Annotated in this window: 11 protein-coding genes and 1 pseudogene; 7 read left to right on the forward strand and 5 right to left on the reverse strand. The window is 63.0% G+C overall.

Annotated features, from left to right (window positions below):
- The first annotated feature begins 2 nt into the window (after positions 1 to 2).
- The 3 genes from C4901_RS02735 to C4901_RS02745 all read left to right on the forward strand — a co-directional run bounded on the left by C4901_RS02735 (position 3) and on the right by C4901_RS02745 (position 4,137).
- On the forward strand, positions 3 to 866 hold the full coding sequence (locus C4901_RS02735) for an HlyC/CorC family transporter (RefSeq protein WP_110136030.1): 864 nt from the start codon (positions 3 to 5) through the stop codon (positions 864 to 866).
- Positions 838 to 2,346 carry an apolipoprotein N-acyltransferase gene (gene lnt, locus C4901_RS02740; RefSeq protein WP_110136031.1) on the forward strand — a complete coding sequence of 503 codons (1,509 nt, stop codon included), beginning with the start codon at positions 838 to 840 and terminating at the stop codon, positions 2,344 to 2,346. The genes C4901_RS02735 and lnt overlap by 29 nt, the downstream gene beginning before the upstream one ends.
- 573 nt (positions 2,347 to 2,919) lie before the next feature.
- Positions 2,920 to 4,137 (forward strand): ISAs1 family transposase, encoded by a 1,218-nt coding sequence (locus C4901_RS02745; RefSeq protein ID WP_168185510.1) that lies wholly within the window; start codon positions 2,920 to 2,922, stop codon positions 4,135 to 4,137.
- Positions 4,138 to 4,617: 480 nt separating this feature from the next.
- Here C4901_RS02745 and C4901_RS02755 read toward each other — a convergent pair whose 3' ends face one another.
- A complete protein-coding gene (locus C4901_RS02755) occupies positions 4,618 to 5,652 on the reverse strand; it encodes an IS110 family transposase (protein WP_110136033.1) in 1,035 nt (344 codons plus the stop codon).
- Between the two features lie 235 nt (positions 5,653 to 5,887).
- Between C4901_RS02755 and C4901_RS17210 the strand changes: the two genes are divergently transcribed.
- Positions 5,888 to 6,160, forward strand: coding sequence for a hypothetical protein (locus C4901_RS17210; protein WP_145960601.1), 273 nt, complete (start codon positions 5,888 to 5,890; stop codon positions 6,158 to 6,160).
- 598 nt (positions 6,161 to 6,758) lie between these two features.
- Positions 6,759 to 8,111 carry an RNA-guided endonuclease TnpB family protein gene (locus tag C4901_RS02765; RefSeq protein WP_110136035.1) on the forward strand — a complete coding sequence of 451 codons (1,353 nt, stop codon included), beginning with the start codon at positions 6,759 to 6,761 and terminating at the stop codon, positions 8,109 to 8,111.
- 483 nt (positions 8,112 to 8,594) lie between these two features.
- Here the strand turns inward: C4901_RS02765 and C4901_RS02780 are convergent.
- A protein-coding gene (locus C4901_RS02780) for an IS3 family transposase (RefSeq protein ID WP_240611762.1) occupies positions 8,595 to 10,150 on the reverse strand; the annotation gives its coding sequence in 2 pieces (ribosomal slippage) (positions 8,595 to 9,688 and positions 9,688 to 10,150; 1,557 coding nt in all).
- A 202-nt stretch (positions 10,151 to 10,352) separates the two neighbouring features.
- Between C4901_RS02780 and C4901_RS02785 the strand changes: the two genes are divergently transcribed.
- The gene (locus tag C4901_RS02785) at positions 10,353 to 10,970 is read left to right on the forward strand and encodes a hypothetical protein (RefSeq protein WP_110136036.1); all 618 of its coding nucleotides are present in this window, start codon (positions 10,353 to 10,355) and stop codon (positions 10,968 to 10,970) included.
- Between the two features lie 229 nt (positions 10,971 to 11,199).
- On the opposite strand, the gene C4901_RS02790 is transcribed toward C4901_RS02785, so the two are convergent.
- From C4901_RS02790 to C4901_RS02800, 3 genes are all read right to left on the reverse strand, one after another.
- On the reverse strand, positions 11,200 to 11,409 hold the full coding sequence (locus C4901_RS02790) for a hypothetical protein (RefSeq protein ID WP_110136037.1): 210 nt from the start codon (positions 11,407 to 11,409) through the stop codon (positions 11,200 to 11,202).
- 79 nt (positions 11,410 to 11,488) lie between these two features.
- Complete coding sequence (locus tag C4901_RS02795; RefSeq protein ID WP_110136038.1) at positions 11,489 to 11,857, reverse strand: hypothetical protein; 369 nt, start codon at positions 11,855 to 11,857, stop codon at positions 11,489 to 11,491.
- Between the two features lie 109 nt (positions 11,858 to 11,966).
- Positions 11,967 to 12,365 carry a sulfurtransferase TusA family protein gene (locus C4901_RS02800; protein WP_110136039.1) on the reverse strand — a complete coding sequence of 133 codons (399 nt, stop codon included), beginning with the start codon at positions 12,363 to 12,365 and terminating at the stop codon, positions 11,967 to 11,969.
- Positions 12,366 to 13,001: 636 nt separating this feature from the next.
- On the opposite strand from C4901_RS02800, the pseudogene C4901_RS19085 reads away from it, so the two are divergent.
- Positions 13,002 to 13,166: pseudogene (locus C4901_RS19085) on the forward strand (hypothetical protein); the annotation flags it as partial.
- Between the last annotated feature and the right edge of the window lie 291 nt (positions 13,167 to 13,457).

Genomic DNA, 13,457 nt, shown 5'->3' on the forward strand with positions numbered 1-13,457 from the left:
CCATGGGTCAGGACGATAATGGCCACGGACCCGGGCGGTCGTTTCTCGACCGTTTGGGGCACGTCTTGTGGGGGGCGCCGGAGGACCGTGACGCGCTGCGCGAGACGTTGCGCGAGGCGCACGAACGCGGTCTCATTGGAAGCGACGCCCTCGACATGATCGAGGGGGTATTTCAGGTCGCCGAAATGCGGGTCCGCGACATCATGGTCCCGCGCGCGCAGATGGATGTGATCGATCGCGAGGACCCGCCCGAGGGCTACCTGCCGCGGGTGATCGAGACCGGCCATTCGCGCTTCCCGGTCATCGATGGGGACAAGGACAAGGTGGTGGGGATCCTTTTGGCGAAGGACCTGTTGCGTTATTTTCATGGCGAGCAGCGCGCGTCGTTCAACGTCTACGACCTGTTACGGCCGGCGGTATTCGTGCCGGAGAGCAAGCGTCTCGACGTCCTGCTGCGCGACTTTCGATCCAGCCGCAATCATATGGCCATTGTGGTCGACGAATACGGCGGCGTGGCGGGCCTTGTCACGATCGAGGATGTCCTGGAGCAGATCGTGGGCGACATCGAGGATGAGCACGACCTCGACGCCGATGACGTCATGATCATGCAGCGCGCCGAACACGAGTTCGTGGCCAAGGCGCTCACGCCCATCAAGGAGTTCAACGAATACTTCGGCACCCATTACGATGACGAGGAGGTGGATACCATCGGCGGCCTCGTCATGACCGCGCTCGGTCGCGTGCCCAAGCGCGGCGAGCGCCTCGAGATCGGCGGGCTGCGACTCGAGGTACTGCGTGCCGACTCACGCCGCGTCCATCTCCTGAAAGTCGTTCCGATTGCCGAAGAAAGCGAAGTGGCTGGTTAGCGGATTTCCGCGATGGCTGGCCGCGTTCCTGGCGGGCGCGGCCTTGAATCTGGCCTTTGCCCCCTACCGTCAGCCGTGGGTTGCACCGCTCGCCCTGGGGGTCCTCTATGCGCTCCTCACCGCCGCGCCGGTGCGTGCCGCTTTCGGTCGTGGTTTCGCCTTCGGCGCAGGGTTGTTTGCCTTCGGCGTGCCGTGGGTCTATCTGACGCTTTCGCGTTTCGGTGGCATGCCGGCCTCCCTGGCGGCGCTCGCCTGCGCCCTGTTCATCGCCATCCTCGCGTCGTATGCCGGACTCGCGTGTATGGCCTTTGCCCGTCTGCAAGGGCGTGATGGCCTCGACCCCTGGCTCTTTGCCGCGGCCTGGGTGCTCGGCGAATGGGTGCGCGGGGTGTTTCTCACCGGATTTCCGTGGCTCGATGTCGGTTATGCCGCGAGCCTGCCGCCGCTCATGGCCTGGGCGCCGCTCGTGGGCGTCCTCGGCCTGTCATTCCTTCTGACCGTAGCCGGCGCGCTGGCCGTGGACGCCCTGCGTGGGCGGCGGCGCGGCCTCCTGCCGGTGCTGCTCATGCTGGGCGTGACGCCGGCGCTTGCGGGACTTTCCTTCGTGCACCGCACCGGCGCGCCGATTACCGCCTCGCTGGTGCAGGGCGATGTCTTGCCCACCGTCAAATGGCATCCAGGCACGTTGCGCATGATCATCCGGCGCTATCTGCGCTTGACCGCGAAGAGTGACGGCCGGCTGGTGGTCTGGCCCGAGACCGCGATCCCGACCTATTCGCATCAGCTGCGGCGGCGATTCATACCCTATATGCAACACCTGGCGCGCGCGGGGGGACGCCACTTCCTGTTCGGTCTCATCGAGGGCAATGCCAACGATCCCAACGGACCTGTCTATAACGCGGTCATGAGTATCGGGCGCCATGACGGTTTCTACCGCAAGCGTCACCTGGTACCGTTCGGCGAGTATCTGCCGTGGCCGGCGCTCTTGAATCCGGTCCTGGACGTCCTGCACATCCCGATGGCGAGCTTTACCCCCTGGCACGGCGCGGAGGCCCCCTTGCCCATCGCGCACGCGCGCGTCGGTGTGACGATCTGCTACGAGGTCGCCTATGGCCCCCTGGTCACCCAGGGCCTGCCGGGCGCGACCCTGCTGGTCAACGCCAGCGACGACTCGTGGTATGGGCATTCAAACGAGGCCGCCCAGCAGTTCCAGATCGCGCAGATGCGCGCCGCCGAGGCCGGCCGCGACATGGTGATCGCGACCAATGATGGTATCACCGCGCTCGTTGGCCACACCGGGCGGATCCGGGCCCGGCTCGCCCCCTTCCGCGAGGGCGTGCTGACGGTGGTCGCCCAGCCCTATACGGGGCTCACGCCCTACGATCGTTTCGGCAACACCGGCGTCCTGGCGGTGCTCGCGCTCATCGTGGCCGTGGCCGGGTGGCGGCGACGCCGCATGAAGCCTGCGTCCGTGCGCTGAGGCTGGATTCCGGGTCCAGCCCGAGGCGATTGTCATGTTGTTGAACATCTTTTTTGCGACACGTTCTTTGGGTATGTCGCGAGCGGCAACACGTCAGCGTGACGTGTTGCCGAGATGCCGTTATGGCGACACCAAAAGAGGTCTTGGGACAGTCGCAAGGCAGGGCCCCGTCATTCACCTCCCCAAGTTCTTGATGAGGCGAAGGGCATCCGAATCCGCTGGCTTTTGGGGCTCGCCTCTGCTATAACGGAGGGCATGAACGATCCGGGCCAAGATGGTGAACGATCCGGGCCAAGATGGGGGGGTGGATGTGTCGCACGTGCGCGTGCGCCTGATCCGTCCGGGCGAACGCGCCGAGTGGGACCGCTTGATGCGCGCCCACCATTACCTGGGGCTCACCGCGCTCGTGGGGCGCAGTCTGCGCTATGTGGTGGACAACCCCCTCCGTGTGGGGGTGGACAACCCCCTCCGTGTGGGGGTGGACAACCCCTCCGTGTGGGGGTGGACAACCCCCTCCGTGTGGGGGTGGACAACCCCCTCCGTGTGGGGGTGGACAACCCCCTCCGTGTGGGGGTGGACAACCCCCTCCGTGTGGGGGCGGAGGCGGATGGCCAGTGGCTGGCGCTCGTAGGCTGGGCGTCGGCGGCCTTGAAGTGCGCCCCGCGGGATGCCTGGATCGGCTGGGCGAAGGCCTTGCAGTGGCAACGTATTGGGCTCATCGCCAACAATGCCCGCTTCCTGATCCTGCCGGGCGTACAGGTGCGGAACCTCGCCTCGCAGGTGTTGGGGGCGAACCTCCGACGTCTGTCTAGCGACTGGCAGGCGGTCCACGGCCACGGCCTTCTGCTCGCCGAGACCTTCATCGATCCGGCGCGCTTTGCCGGCACCTGCTACCGGGCGGCCAACTGGATCGAACTTGGGCCCACGCGCGGCTTTGCCAAATCCAACGATACCTATGTCGCCCATGGGGCCCCTAAGCGGATCTGGGTGTACCCCCTCCATAAAAAGGCCCGGCTGATCCTCTCATCGCCACGCCCGCACCCAGACCTACCCCGCCAGGAGATGAAGACCATGACCCTGACCGACGTGGACGCAGCCGCACTCTTTGCGCGTCTGGGGTCCTTGGAAGACCCCCGTGCGAGGCGCGGGCTGCGCCACAGCCAGCGCTCGCTCATCGCCATCATCCTCTGTGCCGTGATCAGTGGGGCGCAGGGGCCGACCGCCATCGGCGAATGGGTCAAACGCCTCCCGCCTACGATGCTGCGTCGGTTGCGGTGCCGTAGGACCGCCGATGGCCGCTATGAACCCCCGTCCGAGCCCACCATTCGCCGCCTGTTGCAGACAGTCGATATCGCGGCCCTGGAGGAGAAGCTCGGGGATTGGCTGCACACGCAGGGCGTAGCCGATGAACCGGTCGCACTCGATGGCAAAACCTTACGGGGATCGCAGGATGGGGGTCATGCGCGGCAACTGGTCGCTGCGTTCGGGCACACGAGCCATGTGGTCTTGAACCAAGTGGAGGTGGCCGACAAGGCGAGTGAGCAGAGAGCGGTAAAGCCCTTGCTCGACCCCTTGACCTTGGCGGGTCGGGTGGTGACCGCGGACGCCCTGCATACCCAAACAGAGACCGCCCGTTATGTGGTCGAGGACAAGCAGGCGCACTACCAAGCCCTTGCTCGACCCCTTGACCTTGGCGGGTCGGGTGGTGACCGCGGACGCCCTGCATACCCAAACAGAGACCGCCCGTTATGTGGTCGAGGACAAGCAGGCGCACTACCTCTTCACTGTTAAAGACAATCAGCCTACGCTCAAAGCCGACATCGAAGGCCTCCATCGGGAGGCCTTTCCCCCCTCAGCACGTGACGACGGATAAGGCCCATGGGCGCGTGGAGACCCGACGTATCTGGGTGAGCGATAAGCTCAATGGGTATGTGACGTTTCCCTATGCGGCCCAGGTGGCCTGCGTGGAGCGCGAGATCTTCCACGTCAGAAAACATACATGGTCGCCCCCTATTTGCCAAGCCTTCACGTTATGACGGTCAGTAAGGTAAAGATTGCTGTCATACATCCGGACTTTGTATGAGGGATACCCCTCTGTCCCTGATGGAATCCGCTGATCGAGGCCTGATCACAAGAGCGTGCTGAAGGCACGGTGTTTAAGGCAGGTTTCCTCGATCACGGTCTGACCTTATTGCCATCACGTCGTGATTGCCTGTGCAATCGGTGGTGAGCCTCTTTCTATCAAAACCTCTCTTTCTGGCAGTCGGCTCCTCACGCGGCCACGGACACCGGTGTGAAGCCTTCCTGGTAGTCTCGCCCATGGGCGAGCAGCGCCCACACGATACGGGCGTTCTTGTTCGCGAGCGCGACGGCCGCGACGTTCTTGTTGCGCCGGCCCATGAGCCGCTTGAGCCAGCTATCCGTATCCGTCTTGCGCTCCGAGGCGCGGATCACGGCGCGCGCCCCGTGGATCAGAAGGGTGCGCAGATACACGTCCCCGCGTTTACTGATGCCAAGCAGCGTGGGCTTGCCGCCACTGGAGTGTTGCCGGGGCACAAGCCCGAGAAAGGCGGCGAACTGGCGGCCGTTGACAAAGGCCGTTGCGTCTCCGATCGAGGCCACGAGCGCGCTGGCCGTGAGCGGTCCGATGCCGGGGACTTTCTGGAGCCGCCGGCTGGCATCGCTCTGGCGGTGCCACGCCTGGATTTCGGCTTCGAGCTCGTCTACCTGGCGGTCCAGCTCCTTCAGATGGGCGGCCAGCCGCGCGATCAACGGGCGCATGGTGTCGGGCAGGCCGTTGTCGGCGTCCTCCAGTATCCTCGGAATCTGTGGGGCGATACGACCGAGGCCTTGCGGGATCACAAGCCCGAACTCCGAGAGCAGTCCGCGAATCTGATTGGCCTGCGCGGTGCGGGCCTTCACGAACGCCTGGCGGGCGCGGTGGACAGCGAGGATGGCCTGGCTCTCGGCCGTCTTTCCAGGCACGAAACGCATAGTGGGACGCGCCACCGCCTCACAGATCGCCTCGGCGTCGGCGGAATCATTTTTGTTGGTCTTCACGTAAGGCTTCACGAATTGCGGAGCCATCAACTTCACCGTGTGTCCGAGGGCCGTCAGTTGCCGGGCCCAATGATGGGCGCTGCCACAGGCCTCCATGCCGACGAGGCACGGCGGAAGATTGCCAAAGAATGCGAGCACCTGATGGCGCTTTAGGGATTTCCTCAGAACGGCCTTGCCGCGGGCATCCACCCCATGGATCGCGAAAACCGTCTTTGCCAGATCCACTCCGATCGTTGTAATCTTCATCGTCGTCTCCTCTCTATTTGCGTGGTCTATCGCACCACTCACTTTGGCACGTCTGATGCCGTTTAGGGAGGGGGCGACCATCCCATTACAAGACGACCCTCGAGCGGGTCTATCTGATTGGCAGCCAAAGCCGCACTGAAGCGAGCCCCGCACAACTGCTGGCCCAGAACCGGGGCCATTGGGGCATCGAGAACCGTCTGCACCACGTACGCGACAGGGCCTATGACGAGGATCGTTGCCGGGCCCGCAAGGGGCACACGCCCCGGACCCTCGCCTGCCTGCGGAACTTCACTATCAGCCTCCTGCGCCTGTTCCACGTCGCGAACATCAAAGCGCCTATGACGAGGATCGTTGCCGGGCCCGCAAGGGGCACACGCCCCGGACCCTCGCCTGCCTGCGGAACTTCACTATCAGCCTCCTGCGCCTGTTCCACGTCGCGAACATCAAAGCGGCGCTCCGGGGCTTGGCGGCCCAGGCCGATCAGGTCTTGGCGATGCTGCGTCTGTAAAGCCCCTAAAACCAGAAGACAAGGCCCGCGCGGGGTCCCCCCGCCGCAGGCGTTCGCCTCGCTCTCGCCTTTTTGGGAGAAACTCTCCCAAAAAAGCGGTCTCCCCGCCATTTCTGGCCACCCACCCCATCGACTGCGCTCGCCTCAGGCGTTCAGTGATCGAGGCGCTGCGTGAGCGCGTGACTTTGACGGGACCGTGAGTCGCAAGGCGGCACCTCTTGACGGCCGGCGGGCATGGCGCTCCTGATGTGCTCCGCCCGTCAATCAGGGAGCCCACGGCCCCGGCGGGCCGTTTCAGTGCTCCTTGGTGCCGGGGAGATTGTTGAAATCTGGGCGAAGCGTGGAATCTGGCCGTTTATCACTAAACACAGTATCTTCAGTAAATGCTGAAACACGCAATCCCAATGAAAGAGGAAGTAGCGCGCTGGCGAGGCGTTGCGACAGTTGCTCGAGAAGATCCCGGTCCTTCAACCAGTTTGCGCGGGAATCCCCGCCATTCAGGGCGGGGAGGGATCCCACAGGGACTTCCTTCGGTCGTAGCACCGCCGCGTAGCGGCGATGCTTCACAACTGAATAACCACCATGTATCGTTGTGAACATGGACGAAGAATTGCCAACCAGCCAGGCGTTGACCTGCAAACTGAAATTGCTGCTGGACAAGGAGCAGGTCGTCGCGGTCCGGCGCACGGCATTGGCGTACCGTAATGCCCTGAATCACGCATCCGCCGTGGCTTTCGCCAATGGCAAGATGTCGCAGGGCATGAAGCTGCAAACGCTGGTGTACCAGGATTTGCGGGAGCGGTACGGATTGCTCTCCCAAATGGCTTGCAATGCTCCGCGACAAGTGGCGGCGGCCTACAAGACGTTGTGGGAACGCGCCAAATCCAACGCTGCCCATAAAGCGAAGGGCTGGACCAAGCGCCGCTACAAGGGACTGGACAAAGCGCCAAAATTCACCGCGCTGACCGTGAATCTGAACCACAAACGTGACTGGTCTCTGGGCAAAAACCAGACGGTCAGCATCAGCACTCTGAACGGCAGAATTCGGTGCCGTTACGAAGGCTGGAACCGGCATCTGGACTGGCTGGAGCACACGGCGGATCGGGGAATCACCCTGGGTGCCGCCAAGCTCTGGCAGGACCCGGTCTCCAAAGCGTGGTATCTGCTGGTTTCCGTCGACAAGGCACTGGTCGAAAAGCCGATGGACCGCATCACCACCGTCAAAGGCGTGGATCTGAACCGTCGCAACATTGCGGTGGAATCTAATACACGCGGCAAATGTCGTTTTTATCACGGCGGGCACCAGAGGCATTTGGCCGAACATGCCGCCAGTACACGGAGTGCGCTGCAAGCGAAGGGCACTCGTGGGGCCAAAGCGGTTTTGAGGAAACTGGCGCTGCGAGAAAGACGGCTGAACGCGGATACGGCGCACTGTGTGAGTAAGGCCATTGCGGAGCCACACGCGATGGTGGGTTTGGAGTGGCTGAAGGATATCCGCAATCGTACCGAGCGTCGCCGCTCGAAGAACGCTTCGGTGAAACGGCGCCGCGCCAACCGCAAGGTCAGCAGTTGGAGTTTTGCGGATGTGCAGGCCAAAACCGCGTACAAAACCCGGCTGTCGGGTGGTGTGCCGATTTGGGTGGACGCGGATTACACCAGTCAGGGGTGCTCTATTTGCGGGCACACCGGAAAGGAGAATCGACCCAATAACGGCCTGCTGTTTGTTTGTGCTCATTGTGGTCATACACTCCATGCCGATTTAGTGGCGGCAAGAAACATCAGTATGCGAACGCTCCTCATCCGGCAAGACTGGGTGAGGACGGGGCGATTGTCAGCCGTCCCTGAAGCATCAGGCGATGAAGCCAAAGCCGCGCGTCTTTCGAGATACGCGGAGTTGCGGTGGAGCCTGGATGCAAGCTCCGTCCTCATTGTGGGCCGCATGGCCCATTAGGGCGGAGTTGTTGACATACGAAGGTATCGAGGTCGACGTCGTGTCCAGTGGCTGGGGGCCGGGTTTGATCGCCCGGCTACTCGCAGATGAGCGGCAGCACGCGCTCATCTGCGAGTACAAGCCGAATGGCCAACCACGATACGCCCGTTCCGCGCTGCTGGAATTGCGGGACTACGTGTTACAGAAGGCCCCGCATGCCACCCCGTCTTCATGGCGCCTTACATCTCACCCGCGGAAGCCCAGAGGGTTTATCGCGCTATATGAAAGCTATGCCCTATACGCAGAGGGTGCATTCGGTACCATCCCCGAGCTTTACGTTCGCCCCGAGCACCGCACAAAAGGATTGGGGCTTCACTACGTGTCTCAAGCAAAGTCTTTTGGCGCATCGCGGGGCTGGACATGCTTGGGGGTTATGACTCCACTGCTTCCGCAATTCGACAGGTGGAGGGCCGGCGGCTGTCAAGGTACCTGTCGCCTGATCATTTAGGCCGCGTCGCATTGTGAGGTGTCTTGGCACTCCTCGGTCGGGCGATTGAGCCATACTTCGGCAGGCAAGGACCAGTTCCGGATGCTACGGCTCCAGCGTTCGGGATGTTGCGCGCGGGCGGCCTCGTAGATCCGGGTGCGATGGGCGAAGATGGCGTGGTCGGCGCCCGTATGACGCTCCGCGGGACTCACAAATTTCAGGTTGCGATGCTTGTGGTGGTGGTTATACCAACGCACGAAGGCGAGCATCCAGGCTCGCGCCTTTGCGAGGCTTCCGAAGGCGCCCGGATAGCCGGGGCGGTATTTGCAGGTGCGGAACAGGCTTTCGGCATAGGCGTTGTCGTCGGACACACCCGGACGGCTGTACGAACGACGCACGCCGAGCGCATCGAGGGTCGCGACGAAGGTGGAGGCCTTCATGGGACTGCCGTTATCCTGATGGAGTACGAGCGGCCGCCTGTCCGTCACGCCCTCGCGCACGAGTGCCTGACGGATCAGGGCGGCGGCGTGATCCCCGGACTCCTCCTCATGGACCTCGTGGGCGACGATCTTGCGCGAGTAGATGTCGAGCACGAGATACAGAAAGAAGAATTGGCCGCTTACGGGGCCGGGCAGGTATGAGATGTCCCAGCACCACAGCGTATTGGCGCCCCGCGCGCGGTGACGTGGGATGGGACGGGTATCGGGCGTCTTCGCGCGGCCCCTGTGCGCCAGCTGGTTGGCGGCGCGCAGCAGGCGATAGAGCGTGGATTCGGAGGCGATATAGCGCCCCTCGTCGGCCAGCCGTGGCACGATCTGGGTAGGCGGCAGGCTTGCAAAGCGCGGTTCGTTGACCACACGCAGGGCTTCGGCCCGCTCGGCCTCCGAGAGGCGATTGGGGGGTACGGGCCGATGCGCCTGCGGCCGCCGGTCGGAGCCCACGACCCCCGTCTGCGTCCAGCGCTCCAAGGTCCGAAGTGTAATACCAAGCTCTCTGCAGGCAACCCGCTTGCGGGCCCCGGCGGCTACGGCCTCGTGAATCAGCATAACGGCGGCTTGGCGATCTGGGGTGCTGATCATGCGTCCTCCTCGTCCCCCCAGATCGCCGCGGCTTTTTTTCGTAAGGCAAGCAGCGCGGCGGTCTCCGCCAGCGCCTTGTCCTTGCGGGCGAGCTCACGCTCTAGGACCTTGCGCTGCCTCTGCTCGGCCATAAGCGCTTCCCGGTGCGCCTTGGTGGATATGGACCCACCCTCCAGGGCCTGACAGGCGTCCGTGCGCCATGCCTTGACCTCCTCGGGGTAGAGGCCGTGTCGGCGGCAATATTCGCCGAGCTCGGCTTCATTCAAGCCCGCGGTCTCCACCACCACGGTAAGCTTCTGCGCGGCCTGGCGTTTCACGGGCGGCCTTCCTCCCGGCATATCCGCTGCCTCCTTTGGGCGTATTGTCTTGCGCCAATCATACAGCGTCCAGCAAGAGATGCCCGTCTCCCGGGCGAGCTCTGGGATGGACAGGTCAGGGGTGGCCAGCATCTTGCGGATCACCGACTCCTTCCGTTCTTTGGCGTAGCGCATCATGGTTGTCGACTCTCTTTCTGCCCCCAAGGGTTTCATACAAGAGGCGACAGGTAGTCTGACAGCGGGGGGGGCGGGTAATGTGAGGAGTTGCGCGATGGCACCCTGCTCTCAGCGCGCCAGCACCTGATCAGCGCAGCGCGTTCAGCACTTTTTTGGACACACGCTGATAGTCTATCAGGATGCCCAATTCGGAGGATATGCTGTGCATATTTTGCAGCGCATCAACTATAGGTTTAAGCGTGAAGGCCAAAACGAGGTGTTCGACAGCTTTACGATCACAGCGAGCCCCGATACTGACGGAACAACGACGTTTCGCGCTACTCTGGAGTCTTTGGCGCGTACTATCGAATCCGTGGTCTTCGAGGGCGCCAAGCTGACCATGCCAGAAGGGGGTTTCTGCACGATCGGCAAGATTTCCAAGGAGCCCACTTACAAAGAGGGGTTTTCGGAAATCGTGGGTGGATTCGAGTATAAAGGCGAATACACCCTCCTCCCCGGCACCAAAACCGTACAGCGTCTCCTGGGCCCGTTAGTCAAGGCAACTGGCCATGCGACGCGCTGGACCCTTGATTTGGGCGGAACGGTTCGTCGTTACAGCGGTGGCTCGGTTGATGCCGACGTCACCTTGTATATGTTCGCCGACCACACCATCAATCTGGCGCTCCTGGACCGGATTCTCGCGGGCCCGGATTTCACGCTCTCGGCTCAGGCACAGGAGGCGCTGACGCGCATCGCTGCTCTGCGAGCCGGGCAGCGGTCCACGGACCCGAACGAGTGGGTGGCGCTGCTACGGTCTTCGGATTCCGACGCCTCGTCGTAAATGCCCCCGTCAGGGCCGCGGCCCATGGGTCGGCCCCTGCGCGACCCGAAAAAGCCTCAAGGTAAAGCGTCGCGGCGCGTCGGCGCGCAGAAGCTTCCAGGCAGTGAGAGCTTGCGAAAGGACCGCGACACGTTCGGTCGTCAGGGCTTGAAGACGGGCCACCTCGGCCTAGGCGAGCGCCAGAGCGCTATCCCTGGGCCCGTGTGACCACGCGTGCCATTTTACGGTTTTAGGAGCCGCAGGCGTTCTTCATCTTGCCTTTCTTCGAGCTATAGGAGCTCTTCACGGCACTGCCGTTGAAGCCGCAGCCGGATTTCTTCATCATCATCGTGTGTCCTTGGGAACCGCAGGCATTCTTCATGCTCGCCTGGGCCGTCGTAAGGGCCACGGTGGCCGCCAGGGCAAGAGCGGTGTGCAGTGCATAGGTCGCTATCTTCATCAGAAACTCCTTACGGGTAGTTAGCGGCTCTTGGTGACCGCCCTCCTGGTGACCGTCGATAACGGTTCGGCATGCACCGTCAGCAGCCCCCGATCTTCGGCAGGCGCGGCACGAACGCCCCGCCCTGCGCCGGCGGCGGGTTCTGAAGGTAGTAATTCACGAGTTCACGGACCGTTACGGTGCCATACAGGCCGCCCATCGGAATGGGCGCGAACCGGCCCACGGTCTGCGGGGTCTCCGAGCGCTTTATCGTCTCCGGCGACACTGAGGCCGCGCGCATCAGAAACGACATGCCGATCACCACCAGGGCGATGCACGAACCGCAATAGAGAAGGATCTGGCCGGGCGTCATCTCCCCGCCACCCGTAGCCGCCCGCGCCTGCTGCACAGGCGGCGCGCAGCCGGCGTCTGGCAGGCTCACCTCATGAAGCACATCTTTCACCGTCATATAGCCTCCTCGGCCCGAGAGCATGCCCGTTGTCAGCGCCCATTAAAGACGCCGACGGTTATGATGCCGGCCAGCGACGCCCCGTCAACAAGGGAACAGCGCGTCCTTCTTAGTTCTTGCGCACGAAGACGCGCCAACAACGATCGGCCTTGAGGGTCGTGATGTGCGTGCCGTGGACCACCGCCATCATGGTCGGCAAGATCTCCATGGACGTCGAGTTATCCACTTTAATTTCTATTACGGCCCCCGACACCGCCTCGTTCAAGGCCTTTTTGGTCATGAGCTGCGGACGTGGGCATGAATCCCCCAACACATTGACGACCCGACTGATTGGGTGGCTGCTTCCGTCTTCCAGTGTTATCTGTCCTGCCTGCGATTCCTCCCCTTGGCGCCATGCGGGACCTTCAGGTACAAGCCCGCGATCATCATCTCGCTTACGCCCACGGTCTCCGCGCCGAATCTGAAACAGGAAGGTGTCGAATACCGCAATGATTGCCAGCGCGACCATAGGGCTCAGAGAGTTCCGGAAAATCTCCACGGTACCACCCCCATTTGTGTGTTTGGCCCTGCGATGACACTCTGGCCGCCATACGCTTGGGCGTACAGCCTACCAGAACCATTGTCCGCCACCCAGCCGGGACGCCGGTGACTCGTCATTATGCGCGATCCCATTTTCCCGATCATAAGCTAGCAAAACGCGGGCCATGCGTGACGCCCGGCGATTTCCGGGTCTTTCCTGAAAGATGCCGGACCTGGTGCGTCACCATCTTGGGATGGGGCGTCACCAGGATGGTGACCCGCGCAGCCCGTGGAGACCCTGGCGCATGGTGGGGTACGAGGAACCTTTATCGCTTGGCGTGGCAAGGCTCGAACATCTCAGTGTTGGGGGGGCCATGTTTCGCAAACGCCCCCTCCAAAAGCGCCCTATTCGCGCCTCATGTGCCCCCTAACGCCTATACGCTATGCGCACCACTATTTCTTTGAGGATCGCAGATGCCAGAAGGAAGCCCCCCTGATCGTCGTCACCCGCCAGGGTACCATCCACACCCTTTTGAAGCCTCCGACCGGTGCTTGGTGCAGCTAGCTCCTCGAGGGGCGGGCCTCGGCCGACGCGCGCCCCGACGAAACCGCGCAACGCCATTTCGTCGCCTGCGTCAATAAGCCGCGGCGCCGTTGCGGCGTCGAACGACGCAAGACCGGCTCGGAAGGCGGCTATCCGACCTTCTCCCTGGCCTTACTGCATGCGGCGATAAAGGGCCGCCCCAAGAACCTCATCTTCGCCTCGTCGGACAAGCCTGACCTGCGCTGACGCGATCTGCAGCAGCGGCGGGGGTTTTGCGCGTGCTTTGGTACAATGACCGATAAAGGCCGGCCCTCCTGGACCGCGGCGTGTAGGCTTGCTTGGGCCGCTCCAAGGCCGGATGGGCCGGAATGGATTCGCCGCTCAGGGCGAGGTCGACCAAAGAGCGTGTGATCAGCGGCCGCGACATGGTGTCCCGTCGAATGTAACGCCGGCTTTCCTGGCGGGGTCTCGGGAATGCGCGGCGATCGTTGGTGTCGGGTCTCGATGGCGGTCTCCGCCGGCGCCCGTGGCGAGTCT

It is taken from the genome of Acidiferrobacter sp. SPIII_3 (assembly GCF_003184265.1).
In the GTDB taxonomy this organism is placed as follows: domain Bacteria; phylum Pseudomonadota; class Gammaproteobacteria; order Acidiferrobacterales; family Acidiferrobacteraceae; genus Acidiferrobacter.